Source organism: Zongyangia sp. (assembly GCF_965361945.1).
In genome coordinates this window covers 18,747-31,701 of sequence record NZ_CBDTOK010000070.1, presented here as the reverse complement: position 1 = coordinate 31,701, position 12,955 = coordinate 18,747, and the positions used below count along the sequence as shown (strand labels likewise).

Below are 12,955 nucleotides of genomic sequence, written 5' to 3'. Positions count from 1 at the left end.
ATTTCAAGTTATCTTACAACAAAAAGGAGAGTGCAATCATGGCAATTTACAGGATGATTCTTAACGAAACCTCCCACTTCGGACCAGGCGCCATCTCTGTGCTTCCGGATGAAATCAAATCCAGGGGCTTTCAGAAGGCGTTTGTTTGCTCCGATAAAGACCTGATCAAGTTCGGTGTTACCCAGAAGGTTACCGCTTTGATGGACAAAGAAAACTTCCCCTATGAAATTTACAGCGATATTAAACAAAATCCCACTGTTGCAAACGTACAAAACGGTGTGGAAGCTTATAAAAAGAGCGGTGCCGACTTTATCGTTGCCATCGGCGGCGGTTCTTCTATGGATACCGCTAAGGCGATCGGTATCATCATCAATAACCCGGAGTTTGCCGATGTAAAGAGCTTGGCCGGTGTCTCCCCCACCAAGAATAAATCCGTTCCCATCATTGCCATCCCCACCACCGCTGGTACTGCGGCAGAGGTGACCATGAACTACGTTATCACCGATGAGGAGCGTCAGGTAAAATTCCCCTGTGTCGATCCTCATGATATTCCAGTGGTGGCCATTGTTGATGCTGAGATGATGTCCTCCATGCCCAAGTCTTTGACTGCCAACACCGGTATGGATGCTTTGACCCATGCCATCGAAGGTTATACTGCCAACGGCGCTTGGGAGCTGACCGATACCCTCAACCTGAAAGCCATTGAGCTGATCGCCAGAAGCCTGCGCAAGGCTGTTGAAAATGATCCTGACGGCCGCTTTGACATGTCCATCGGCCAGTATATGACTGGCATGGCTTTCTCCAACTGCGGACTGGGTATTGTTCACTCCATGGCCCATCAGCTGGGCGGTGTTTATGACACTCCTCATGGTATTGCCAACGCCGTACTTCTGCCCTATGTCATGAAGTATAATGCTCCTTATACCGGAGAAAAATTCCGTGAAATCGCCCGTGTCATGGGTGTCCAGGGCGTTGACGAGATGAGCCAGGATGAATATCGTCAAGCTGCCATCGACGCGGTCATCCAGCTCTCCAAAGATGTGGGCATTCCCCAGACTCTCCACGAAATCGGTGTGAAGGAAGAGGATATTCCTCGCCTGTCAGAGGCCGCTTTGGCTGACGGCTGCACTCCTGGTAATCCCCGTCCCACCTCTGTGGAAGAAATTGCTGAAATCTATAGAACTGCTTTCTAATTGCAACCAAATTAAAGGAGCCTTTGACCGAGGTCAAAGGCTCCTTTTTATTGACTTGTTCTGGATAAGCTACCGTGCTACAATATAAGGCTGAAAGGAATGATGTCATTATGATTTCCTATTTTACCGCGAAAGACGCGGACGCTTTCCCGCCTTCCCCACAACAAAACGGTGACATCCTTTATCGGCTCACATTAAAAGAATTAACGGTTTATGGTAGCCATCTTGGTATTCCTGATCGTATTATTCAGGAATACGCTAAAAGCGGTCCTTCTAAGTTAGAGAGCCATAATGGTTTTGACTACTTTTGCCTAAACGTCCCTGATTTTTCTGATCTAACCGCACCCATGAATCGCACAATTATCTATTTTGCTCCTCATTTTTTGGTTTTTGCAAGCGATGATAATCCTCTCTTAGATAATATTTTAGATGAAGCTCCAACAGAAACTGCATCTGTGCAAAAGTTATTGCTTACTTTTTTTGACCGGCTGACAAGAGAAGATTTTTCTCAATTGGAAGATTTAGAGCAGGAAATCTCTGATTTAGAAGAGGCGCTTATTACTTCAAAGAAACAAAGTTGTATCAAGGAAATTGTTTTGTTGCGTAAAAAGCTGATGAAACTTCGTCGTTATTACGAACAGCTTGCCAGCCTCTTTGACGTTATGGAAGAAAATCTCAATGGACTGCTTGACAAGCGTGACCTGCGTTTTGTCCATATTCTTTCGGGACGGGTTGACCGCTTAGATGCCAATGTATGCAATTTGCGGGACTATGTCACCCAAGTTAGAGAAGCTTATCAAGCCCAAGTAGATATTAATCTCAATAGCCTCATGAAGCTCTTCACCGTGATTACCGCTATTTTTTCTCCGCTCAGTTTAGTTGCCGGATGGTACGGCATGAATTTTGACATGCCGGAATATCACTGGATGTTAGGTTATCCCATTGTCATCGGCGTGAGTGGAATCATTATCATTTCTTGTATCATTCTATTCAAAAAAAATAAGTGGTTATAATCAAAATAACCAACAAGAATGGGAGGAATTTCTTTGGCAGGCAATAAAACCAATGTCATGCGAATTTTGGATAAAGCCCATATTCCACATCAGGAATACACCTATGACCACAGCGACGGAAAGATTGATGGCATTGCCGTGGCTGAAAAAATGGGCCAGCCCTTAGAGCAGGTCTACAAAACTTTGGTAACCAAGGGATCCGGGCGCAATTATTATGTTTTTGTGATTCCTGTGGCAAAGGAACTCAATCTGAAAGCCGCTGCCAGGGCAGTTGGTGAAAAATCGGTGGAGATGATCCATGTCAAGGATCTCCTACAGGTCACCGGCTATATTCGGGGGGGCTGCTCCCCCATTGGGATGAAAAGGGCCTATCCCACCGTGATTGACGCCTCCTGCCAAAATCTTTCCACCATCATCGTCAGCGGGGGGAAAATCGGCTATCAAATTGAGCTTGGGGTGGAGGACCTTCTCTCCCTGACCCAGGCACAGACAGCTGATATTACGGTGTCAGCCTTAGATTGATCTGGGGTTGTTATTATTGAGCGGATAATAGTCAGATAAAAATTTTCGCGATTCGACTGAACAGGACGGCAGATACCGTCCTGTTTCTTTTTGCCTTTTCAAGCGATTTCCGGCTTTTTATCTTTGCTTTACCCCTGAATTTTCTCCTTCTTCCGGGACACGCACAAAATTCTTCGTCCGCACATATGTTACTTTATGGCCCTTGTTGCATTTGTTTTCCCCATACAAGGAAATCCGTTCTTTTTCACCATCAAGCAATAGAAATGGGGTAGTTTTATGTATTCTTTCCTGATTTGTTTCGCTTTGTGCAACCTTCTTTATTTTGCCTTACATATCACCGGCAATGGTACCTTTCCCAAGCCTCTTTCCGCCAAGGAGGAACAGCAATGCCTTGAGCGAATCAAACAGGGAGATACCGAGGCACGCAATCAGCTCATTGAACACAATCTGCGGCTGGTTGCCCACATTATCAAAAAGTACTACGCCAACTACAAGGATCAGGATGACCTGATTTCTATCGGCACCATTGGACTCATTAAGGCAGTCTCTACCTTTGACTATACCAAGGGAACCCGCTTTGCCACCTATGCGGCACGTTGTATAGAAAAAGCTATCCTCCCAATTCCACGTATTTTGTCCTTTGTATACTAAAATTGTGTACAAACCGTTAAAAAAAAGACAAACTATCTTGATTTTTGTATTTTCGTGGTATAATAAAAACACAAGATATTCACATGTTCGTCAAATTCATCCCATACAACCAAAAATAGGAGAAATCAAAAATGCTGGAACTGAAAAATATTTCCATGGATATTCCTGGGGAAAAAGAAATCCTCAAGAATGTGAATTTAACCGTTAAAGACGGTCAGTTCATCGTTATCACCGGTCCCAACGGCGGTGGAAAATCCACCCTTGCCAAGGTGATTGCCGGCATCTATCAGCCCTCCTCCGGCAGTATCCTTTTTGATGGAAAAGATATCACCCAAATGGATATTACCGAGCGGGCAAAGGCCGGTATTAGTTTCGCTTTCCAGCAGCCGGTCCGCTTTAAAGGGATTACGGTGCGGGATATTATTGAGCTGGCCGCTGGCGGAAAACTCAGCGAAGAGCAGCTGTGCAACTACCTACGGGATGTAGGGCTGTGCGCCAAGGATTATATTGACCGTGAGATCAACGACAGCCTCTCCGGCGGCGAAATCAAGCGGATCGAAATTGCCATGGTGATGGCCCGCAAAACCCGTCTTACCATCTTCGATGAACCAGAAGCCGGCATCGATTTGTGGAGCTTTAACAACCTCATCGACGTCTTTAAAAAGCTCCGTCGAGAAATTCAAGGCTCCATCATCATTATTTCCCATCAGGAGCGGATTCTCAACATCGCTGATGAAATCGTCGTCCTGGCTGACGGCGAAATCACCGCCCACGGACCGCGGGATGAGATTCTTCCCACCCTGCTTTCCGGGGACAGCAGATGCCAATTCTGCCCCAAACAGGAGGAGGCGCAAACTGTATGAATACGATTACCAAAGAACTCCTTGGGCTGGTTTCCGATCTGTTTGATAAGCCCAACGGCGCTTACAATATCCGGGAAGACAGCGGCTGTGCCGGCCGCCAATCCACCGAAAACATTGAGATCAAATCCAAACTGGGCAAGCCGGGGATTGATATTCTCATCAAGCCCGGAACTCACGATGAAAATGTCTATATCCCCGCCTGCATCACCCACAGCAATGTGGATGATCTGGTCTATAACGATTTCTATGTAGGGGAAAACGCTGATGTCACCATTGTGGCGGGATGCGGCGTCCATACCGAAGGGGAAGAAGCTTCCCAGCATAACGGCATTCACCGCTTTTTCCTTCAAAAAGGGGCCCATGTGCGCTATCTGGAAAAACATATCGGCATTGGCGAGGGCACTGGCAAACGGATCATCAATCCCCAGACCTATGCTGAACTGGCCGAAGGTGCCGTCATGGAGATGGACACTGTCCAGATCAAGGGGGTGGATTCCACCCGCCGTGTCACCCGGGCAAAACTTGACGCTGACAGCCGTCTGGTCATTAAGGAAAAGATCATGACCCATGGCGACCAGACCGCCGAGACCGATTTTGAGGTGGAGCTCAACGGAGACGGTTCCGGCGTGGACCTGATCTCCCGGTCGGTAGCCAGAGGTAAATCTCATCAGGTCTTCCGTTCCCGGATCTATGGCAACTGTGCTTGTACCGGTCATTCTGAGTGCGACGCCATCATCATGGACAACGGCGTGGTCAGCGCCATCCCAGAGCTGACCGCCAACCATGTGGACGCTGCTCTGATTCATGAAGCTGCTATCGGCAAGATCGCAGGAGAGCAGATCACCAAGCTCATGACCCTTGGCCTGACAGAACAGGAAGCCGAAGCTAAAATCATTGAAGGATTCCTAAAATAAAACATAACCTTAAGCGAGAAAGCCCTGCAAAAGCAGGGCTTTTCTTTTTAGGCTGAAATGAGTGTTATTCTAACGGTGGCTTTTTTTCTAGCAGATCGATCATCTCCTGGAGCAAATCCATTTTCTCTGTTCGGGTCAGCTCCGCTTTTTCTATCCTTTTCAGGATGATTTTTCCGTGCCAGCGGGCCAATGACTTACTTAGATTTTCTTCCCCCTTTTCCTGCCCCAGAATCTTTACTTTTACTTCCACAATGATCCTCTCCCCTCCCTTTTGATTCTATGCGCTTGTTCTCCTGCGCATGCCGTCCAAGCCATGATGCATAACATAAGGGGAAAGGGGGCGATTGGATGGGCCGGCCGGCGGTGGCCATCTATTCAAGAAAATCCAAATTTACCGGACAGGGGGACAGTGTGGAAAATCAGGTGGAAATGTGCCGTCAATACTGCCGTCTTCACTTGGAGGTAGACCCACAGGATCTCTTGATCTACGAGGACGAGGGTTTTTCCGGTAGAAATACCAGGCGGCCTCAATTCCTCGCTATGATGGAGGACGCGAGAAGGCACAAATTTACCACCATTGTTTGCTACCGGCTGGATCGGGTCAGCCGCAACATCGGGGATTTTGCTCGTCTAATTGAGGAGCTGAGCCGTCTCTCCATTTCTTTTGTATCCATCAAGGAACAGTTTGACACCTCTTCCCCTCTGGGCCGCGCCATGATGTATATTGCATCTGTCTTCTCCCAGCTGGAGCGGGAGACCATTGCCGAACGCATCCGGGATAATATGCTGGAGCTAGCCAAATCCGGGCGCTGGCTAGGAGGCATCCCCCCTACCGGATTTTCCTCCCAAATGGTGGAACACCAAGGCAAGGATGGCAAAAATCGTAAATTCTACCGTCTGGTGCCGATAGACAGCCAACTGGATATTGTGAAAGCCGTCTATAGGGGATATCTTTCCTGCAAGAGCTTGACCCAGTTGGAAGATAAAATGCGCCTTGATAAGATACAGAGCAAAAATGGAAAGCCACTGCGCCGGTTTGCCCTGCGCCAGATATTGACCAATCCTGTCTATGCTGCCGCTGATGAAGATACCTTCCGCTACTTTTCCAGTTTAGGCGCTCGGATATGGGGAGAATCCGCCTTCTATGATGGTGAAAATGGCCTGATGGTATACAATAAAACTCTGCAAGTCAAAGGCTGTCCTCATCAAATTCGTCCGCCCCGAGACTGGATTGTTGCCCCCGGACAGCACCCCGCCCTCATTGCAGGCAAAGATTGGGTCAAGGTCCAGCGTCTGCTCGCCCATGCTCCCCGCGGCAATGCTTCTTCCCCTTCTCCTCCGCCTCTCCTGTCCGGAATTGTTACCTGCGGGCACTGCGGTACCCTTCTCCGCGCCAAAAAAACCGGCCGGTATACTTCGGAAGGCCAGGCTGTCTTCTACTACCTTTGCCGGCGGAAAGAACGGGAAGGTATCTCTGGGTGCCCGTGTAAAAACGGCACTGGGCTTCTCCTGGACGCCGCTGTATGGAAGGCGGTCATTACAACGAAAGCGGATGTCCCCACACTCTTACAGTGTTTGCGGCAATACCAGCGCACAATTTCCTCTCAAACATCTGTCTCACCCAGTACCCGCGATTTGCAGCCTTGCCCTTCCCCTGCCGCTCTGCTCTCTCTGGAAGGTTGTCTTGCTTCACTATCCATCGAAGAAAAAAAAGAGCTAATCATGGATTTGTTTGACCAGATTCTTTGGGATGGCCAATGCCTTCAGCTATTTCCCTCCCTGTTCCCTCAAAGAGAGGATAGCAAATGAAATCCTGATGCACTTTCGCAACCTAAAGAAATCCGCTCAGGATGTCTACATCAGCGATCCCATTGATACCGACAAGGACGGCAACAGCCTGACCCTCATGGATATTGTCTCCGATGACGCCAGTGTATTCGACAGCATTGATTTAAAGCTAAAATCCGAAAAGCTTTATAGGTATATCGGCGAATCCCTGGATGAGAGAGAAAAGCAGATCATCGTTATGAGATATGGCCTATGCAATAGAATCCCTCTGACCCAGCGGGAGGTTGCAAAAAAGCTGGGGATCTCCCGCTCCTATGTCAGCCGGATCGAAAAAAAAGCCGTTTCCATCCTCAAAAAGCGCTTCGGAAAAGAAATTCTTGACAGTTTGGGATAATTTCCTGTTTCCTGCCGGCAGTGTTCACCCACTGCCGGTATTTTTTTTTGAAAAAGGCCTTGACAAATCCCTAAAACATTGTATTATTGTATTAGATGCTTAATACAATAATACATAAAGGGAAAGGAGGTCATTCTTTTGACGGAAACCTTTAATCCAAATATACCGATCTATTTGCAGCTGATTGAAAGTATCAAGCGGCGAATTGTCTCCGGCGAGCTTTTGCCGGGACAGCGACTGCCGTCCGTTCGGGATCTGGCGCAAACCTATGCGGTGAATCCCAACACGGCCCAACGGGCCCTCTCTGAGCTGGAACGGGATGGCTTGGTCTACAGCGAACGCACAGCGGGCAGATTCATTACCAATGACGGGGAGTTGATTGAAATGACCAGAACAGAGCTTGCCGGAGCGCAGATTGAAAGCTTTATTCAGCAGATGCGGAACTTAGGTTTTACCAAACAGCAGCTGCTGGAAAAACTAGAAGAAAGATTAGAAAAGGAGGACGAGGAGAATGAATGACAAGAATATGCCAGCGGCAACCATCAAAAATCTATCCAAAAATTACGGTTCCTTTGCCGCCCTCAAAGATGTAAATCTGACCCTGCCCAAAGGACAAATCATCGGCCTTCTGGGACCTAACGGCAGCGGCAAAACCACACTCATCAAAATATTGACCGGGCTCATCACCAATTATCGGGGCGATGTTCAGATTGACGGTCAGACCATTGGCGCTTCCACCAAAGCACTGGTCTCCTATCTGCCTGATCGGAACTATTTTGCCGATTGGATGCGGGCCAAAGACGCCATCTATCTTTTCAGCGATATGTATCGGGATTTTAACGCCTCGAAATCCTTCCAGATGCTAGAGCGCCTGGGGCTGAATTCCGAGCAGAAGATTAAATCCATGTCCAAGGGTATGATCGACAAGTTCCAGCTTTGCCTGGTGATGTCCAGAGATGCCCACTTATACATTCTCGACGAGCCTCTGGGCGGCGTTGACCCTGCCGCTAGGGATTTCATCCTGGATACGGTGCTGAAAAACTACAGTGAAGATAGCTCCGTCATCATCTCTACCCATCTGATCAGCGATGTAGAGCGTATTTTTGACACCGTCATCTTCCTGAAACAGGGGCAGGTCATGCTTTGCGATGAAATCGATGCCCTGCGGGAGAAAACCCATAAATCAGTGGATCAGCTCTTTAGGGAGGTATTCAAATGCTAGGTAGATTGATGAAATATGAGTTTAAATCCACCTACCGTGAGTTTTTAGGGATTTACTGCGCCCTCATAATCAGCACCCTTCTCACCTGGATGGTCGACCTGCCCCAGCTAGAAGTAGTAGGATATATTGCTTCCATCTGCGTCTTTGCCGTTATCGTCGCCGCCATTGTCATCATGCTCATGAGCATACTTGGCGCCTTTAACAAACGGGTTTATGGCCGGGAGGGCTATCTCAATATGACCCTTCCCGCTACCGTCCATCAGCAGGTACTGGCCCGGCTCTTCGTCTCGGTCATCTGGTGCCTGATCACCATCATTGTCATGGTCCTTTCCTTCCTTCTGCTGCTGCAAATCCATGGCGGCATCTTCACCCAGGAGATTCTTCTGCCCCAAGTCATGGATCTTCTCAAAGCATGGTGGGAAAATAATGTTATTTTGACCATCATCCTTCTCATCGGATGCGGTCTGGCTTCCATCTTTGGTATGGTCTTGTCCCTCTACAGTGCTTCCGCAGTGGCCCATCTCCCCTTCTGCCGCAGGTGGAAGGTCTTGGCGGGTATCGGTACCTTGTTTGTTTTCGCCATTGTTGAAAGCCGGATTCTCTGGCTCATCGCCTATGCCAGCACCGGCTGGGTTGAGGACATCGGCCAACGATTTTCTAACGGCGTTCCTACGGAAATGGTTCCGGAATATGTGGGCTACATCAATCTGGCCATTGGTGTTTTCTTGCTCTTGGCTGTTATATTTGCAGTGGCTAAATACTTTCTCACCACTTACCTTCTTTCTCGTCACATGGAGCTGGAATAAGCCCCATGTAAAAAATCCCCACGGCAGTTTGAATGCCGTGGGGATTTTTCTTTTCTCTCTATTTTTCTATAAAAACAAGAAAATTCAGTCAAGGAGACGAAAAGCAAACTATACTACATTCTTTTCCCTATCTATGTCGCTTCTTATATCCATGAAAGAAAGGCGCGGCAAAAAGCCGCGCCTTTTCTCTTAACCTAATCTATTTGACAATCTCGCCATAGACCTCACCAGAGCAACCTGCAGCGTTGGATTCGTCGGTGTCAATGTGCATAGCGGTAGCAAATTTCGGGCTGACCCGAACCACTACATCACCAAAAGTCAGGCTTCTTTCCGGTGTATCCACCTTTACGCTGACGATCTCCTTGTCTTTTACGCCCAATTTTTCCGCATCTTCCGGTGTGGTATGGATATGGCGTTTTGCAACGATCACACCTTGCTTTACCTCAACCTCACCACAAGGCCCAATCAGCTTACAGGGAGCAGAACCCTCAACGTCGCCGGACTCTCGAATCGGCGCAACCAAACCCAGGGAACGTGCATCAGTGAGAGAAATCTCAATCTGTGTTGCCGTACGAACCGGACCCAGAATAGACACATTGGGCATAGATTTTTTCGGTCCAACCAATGTCAGGCGCTCGTTGGTGGCAAACTGTCCGGGCTGGGAGAGATATTTTTTCACTGACAGCTCGGCGCCAGGGCCAAACAGTGTCTCCAGATCCTGCTGTGTCACATGGATGTGGCGGGCAGAAGTTTCAACCAAAATTTTCATTGTACATTCCTCCATTACACAAGCCGCTATTTTTCTCTATCCCCTTGGCCGGAACATCATGCTCCGGCAGCATAGGTACGCAGCATTTACCTGCCGCTCTCTGCCGGCTTCATGCCTTCATACGGCTTGTCTTCCGTATTTATTGTACTTTTTTTGACATCACAATGCAACAATTGACAATATTTTAACAACCCATTTTTCTCCTGTTTTGGTTATGGTATACTAATACAAAAAGCCAAAGGAGAAAGTACGATGATAAACGACCTGCAACTGCTGCGGGAGCACTGTCTCCAGTGCAAACAATGCGGGCTTTCTGAGACCCGCACCCATGTTGTTTTCGGCGTGGGGGTTCCCAAGGCCGAAGTTATGTTGATTGGCGAGGGTCCTGGCGAACAGGAGGATCTTACCGGCGAGCCCTTTGTGGGCCGGGGCGGGCAGCTGCTTGACAAGATGCTTTTCGCCGTAGACCTTTCCCGAAAGCAGAATATTTATATTGCCAATATCGTCAAATGCCGTCCTCCACAAAATCGGGATCCACTTCCTGAAGAACAAGAGGCCTGTATTGGCTATCTGAGAAACCAGGTTCAGCTACTGCGTCCTAAGATTATCGTATGCTTAGGGCGTATTGCCGCCCAAAAGCTGATTAAGCCTGACTTTAAAGTGACCAAGGAGCACGGCGTCTGGTTCGAAAAAAGCGGCGTTCAAATGATGGGAACTTACCACCCGGCGGCACTGCTGCGAAACCCTTCCAGCAAACCCGCTGCCATGGAGGATTTCTTTGGGCTCCGAGAAAAAGTCAGGGAAATTTGCGAGCATACCTATGGGGACGAAACAGGAAAATAAGCTCCTTTCCGCCGCCTTTGAAATAGGGTCTCTTCCATCTTTGTCCCTTTTGAAGAAAATACGCCTAAGCCACCTTCTTCCAGTGTCAAAAACGCCTTGAACTGAATAGCATGGTGTTGTATAGATTTCGACATAGAAAACAGCGATTTCAGGCCGTTCTCATCTCCCGTACAGCATGGGGACGGCGGCCAGGCGGATGCCGGGCATACACAAGCGCAGTCTGTGCGGAGAAAAGGTGGTTTTGACTATGAAAGACGGCGGCAGCTTTGTCCATTTTTTCTTGGGGTCCAATACACCTCAAGGTTTTGTTTCCCGTTTTGACCAGCTAGGCACCCCTCTGGATGGCTGGCACAAATTTGTCATCAAAGGTGGTCCCGGTACTGGGAAATCCAGCCTGATGAAAAAGGTGGCCCAGGCGCTGCAGGAAGCAGGCGATCCGCTGGTGGAACAAATCCACTGTTCCTCGGATCCCGATTCCCTCGACGGTGTTATTAGCAACAAGTTTAAGATATCCATCGCCGACGGAACTCCTCCCCATGTCATTGAGCCCAAATATCCCGGCGCGTTTGAGTCGGTCGTCAATCTCACCGACTGCTGGGATGAGGACCGTTTGCAGCGGGATCGGAGGGAGATTGTGGACTTATGCGCTAAGAACTCCGCCTGCCACGACCGTTGCTGCCGTTTTCTCACCGCAGCTTCCTCCCTGATCTATGATACCTACCGCATTGCGGTGGAATGTACCGACCCGGAGAAAATCGCGCGCTATGCCCGGCGACTGGCAGCCAAAGAATTTCGTGCCACCGATGTAGATCACGGTACAGAAGCTGTCCGTTTTCTCAGCACCATCACTCCCCAGGGGCTAATTACATATACCGATTCTGTAAAAACCATGTGCGACCGCATCTATCTAATTGACGATGAATGGGGTGCTGCCTCCCGTTTGCTGCTCCACGCTCTTCGCAGCAGTGCCCTATCCGCCAAACTGGATATTATCTCTTGTTACTGCCCCCTCTCTCCCTATGAAAAACTGGAGCATCTGATGATTCCCACCATCGGCATGGCCTTTATCACCACCAACCGATATACTAATGTGGAGTTGGAGCCCTACCGCCGCATTCACGCCAAACGCTTCACCGACATGACCAAGCTGAAAATTCGAAAACAGCGCATCAGTTTCAACCGCAAGGCGGCCCGTGAAATGCTGGATGAGGCCATTCGGCTATTGGTAGAGGCCAAAAATATCCACGATGATATTGAAAGGTATTATATCTCCAGCATGGATTACGCTAAGGTCAACACCAAGGTAGAGGAAACCTTGTCAAAAATAAAATCCATCACGGAAAAAGGCGGTTGAGTCCGTCTTTTTCTATGCCCAAAAACATAAACCTTCCTTTGCTCTCATATAGATATAACACAGATTGAGGCAAAGGAAGGTTTTTGATGAACCAACATTCCATAGAAGCCCTGATTGCTCCGATGATCGCCGCTATGCAGGAAACCATCCGCCACATGTCCGAATTGGTCACGGAGATCGACAATCAACAAAAGCGACTCCATATCCAGAACAATCTCAACGGGCTGTCCGGACAGCTGAAAAGCATTGACCTAGATCATCTGGCATCCTCACAACCAGGCGCCATGATCCCCATCTTTATGGAGAACCTAGGCCATCTCAAAAATTCCATTAACACCCTATCCAATCGCTCCAAACGCCGTATTCTTCTGGAACAGATGGGGTTTCTCACCTCTCAATTTCTCAGTGTCGCTTCCACCATGAACAAGGTGGTTCACCCTTCCCCCGAAAATCCGAGGAACAATTGGGGGCAAAACCGCTACCGTTCTTGTAGCCCAATGGCCCGGAGGCCTGTACCCGGTCCGCATTCCCCCCGCCGGGGAAAATCCATGTAAGCATCTCTCTGGTAAGGACAGCTGTCAGCTGTCCTTTTTCATATTTTGACAAAGAAAGTGGGCGAACCT

The 12,955-nt window shown here is 48.6% G+C and carries 16 protein-coding genes; 14 read left to right on the top strand and 2 right to left on the bottom strand.

The features are described from left to right. Positions 1-38 precede the first annotated feature (38 nt). The 6 genes from fucO to ACZ25G_RS04555 all read left to right on the top strand — a co-directional run bounded on the left by fucO (position 39) and on the right by ACZ25G_RS04555 (position 5,156). The gene (fucO, locus tag ACZ25G_RS04580) at positions 39-1,193 is read left to right on the top strand and encodes a lactaldehyde reductase (protein ID WP_191482352.1); all 1,155 of its coding nucleotides are present in this window, start codon (positions 39-41) and stop codon (positions 1,191-1,193) included. 110 nt (positions 1,194-1,303) lie between these two features. Continuing rightward, positions 1,304-2,206 (top strand): magnesium transporter CorA family protein, encoded by a 903-nt coding sequence (locus tag ACZ25G_RS04575; RefSeq protein WP_463681695.1) that lies wholly within the window; start codon positions 1,304-1,306, stop codon positions 2,204-2,206. Between the two features lie 33 nt (positions 2,207-2,239). Next, positions 2,240-2,728, top strand: a complete 489-nt coding sequence (ybaK, locus tag ACZ25G_RS04570; protein WP_463681694.1) for a Cys-tRNA(Pro) deacylase — start codon at positions 2,240-2,242, stop codon at positions 2,726-2,728. A 276-nt stretch (positions 2,729-3,004) separates the two neighbouring features. Then, positions 3,005-3,379 carry a sigma-70 family RNA polymerase sigma factor gene (locus ACZ25G_RS04565; protein ID WP_191510478.1) on the top strand — a complete coding sequence of 125 codons (375 nt, stop codon included), beginning with the start codon at positions 3,005-3,007 and terminating at the stop codon, positions 3,377-3,379. A gap of 131 nt (positions 3,380-3,510) precedes the next feature. Further along, positions 3,511-4,242: an ATP-binding cassette domain-containing protein gene (locus ACZ25G_RS04560; RefSeq protein ID WP_191510479.1), complete on the top strand. Its 732-nt coding sequence runs from the start codon at positions 3,511-3,513 to the stop codon at positions 4,240-4,242. Then, positions 4,239-5,156, top strand: coding sequence for a SufD family Fe-S cluster assembly protein (locus tag ACZ25G_RS04555; protein WP_191482357.1), 918 nt, complete (start codon positions 4,239-4,241; stop codon positions 5,154-5,156). The genes ACZ25G_RS04560 and ACZ25G_RS04555 overlap by 4 nt, the downstream gene beginning before the upstream one ends. 64 nt (positions 5,157-5,220) lie before the next feature. Here the strand turns inward: ACZ25G_RS04555 and ACZ25G_RS04550 are convergent, their stop codons facing one another. Next, entirely contained in the window at positions 5,221-5,406 is a 186-nt protein-coding gene (locus ACZ25G_RS04550) for a hypothetical protein (RefSeq protein WP_463681693.1), read from the bottom strand. A gap of 98 nt (positions 5,407-5,504) precedes the next feature. Between ACZ25G_RS04550 and ACZ25G_RS04545 the strand changes: the two genes are divergently transcribed. The 5 genes from ACZ25G_RS04545 (at position 5,505) to ACZ25G_RS04525 (ending at position 9,366) form a co-directional block, all read left to right on the top strand. After that, a complete protein-coding gene (locus ACZ25G_RS04545) occupies positions 5,505-6,965 on the top strand; it encodes a recombinase family protein (RefSeq protein ID WP_463681692.1) in 1,461 nt (486 codons plus the stop codon). Positions 6,966-6,972: 7 nt separating this feature from the next. Further along, complete coding sequence (locus tag ACZ25G_RS04540) at positions 6,973-7,338, top strand: sigma-70 family RNA polymerase sigma factor (protein WP_342680914.1); 366 nt, start codon at positions 6,973-6,975, stop codon at positions 7,336-7,338. A 138-nt stretch (positions 7,339-7,476) separates the two neighbouring features. Continuing rightward, entirely contained in the window at positions 7,477-7,857 is a 381-nt protein-coding gene (locus tag ACZ25G_RS04535; RefSeq protein ID WP_191482361.1) for a GntR family transcriptional regulator, read from the top strand. After that, positions 7,850-8,560 carry an ABC transporter ATP-binding protein gene (locus ACZ25G_RS04530; RefSeq protein ID WP_463681691.1) on the top strand — a complete coding sequence of 237 codons (711 nt, stop codon included), beginning with the start codon at positions 7,850-7,852 and terminating at the stop codon, positions 8,558-8,560. Before ACZ25G_RS04535 ends, ACZ25G_RS04530 begins: the two co-directional genes overlap by 8 nt. Further along, positions 8,554-9,366, top strand: a complete 813-nt coding sequence (locus tag ACZ25G_RS04525; RefSeq protein WP_463681690.1) for a hypothetical protein — start codon at positions 8,554-8,556, stop codon at positions 9,364-9,366. Before ACZ25G_RS04530 ends, ACZ25G_RS04525 begins: the two co-directional genes overlap by 7 nt. Before the next feature lie 199 nt (positions 9,367-9,565). On the opposite strand, the gene pduL is transcribed toward ACZ25G_RS04525, so the two are convergent. After that, on the bottom strand, positions 9,566-10,135 hold the full coding sequence (gene pduL, locus ACZ25G_RS04520; RefSeq protein ID WP_191510482.1) for a PduL/EutD family phosphate acyltransferase: 570 nt from the start codon (positions 10,133-10,135) through the stop codon (positions 9,566-9,568). A 252-nt stretch (positions 10,136-10,387) separates the two neighbouring features. Between pduL and ACZ25G_RS04515 the strand changes: the two genes are divergently transcribed. From ACZ25G_RS04515 to ACZ25G_RS04505, 3 genes are all read left to right on the top strand, one after another. After that, positions 10,388-10,978 (top strand): uracil-DNA glycosylase, encoded by a 591-nt coding sequence (locus ACZ25G_RS04515; protein ID WP_463681689.1) that lies wholly within the window; start codon positions 10,388-10,390, stop codon positions 10,976-10,978. 247 nt (positions 10,979-11,225) lie between these two features. Then, positions 11,226-12,332, top strand: a complete 1,107-nt coding sequence (locus ACZ25G_RS04510; RefSeq protein WP_463681688.1) for a hypothetical protein — start codon at positions 11,226-11,228, stop codon at positions 12,330-12,332. A gap of 86 nt (positions 12,333-12,418) precedes the next feature. Next, entirely contained in the window at positions 12,419-12,886 is a 468-nt protein-coding gene (locus ACZ25G_RS04505) for a hypothetical protein (protein ID WP_463681687.1), read from the top strand. Positions 12,887-12,955 lie beyond the last annotated feature (69 nt).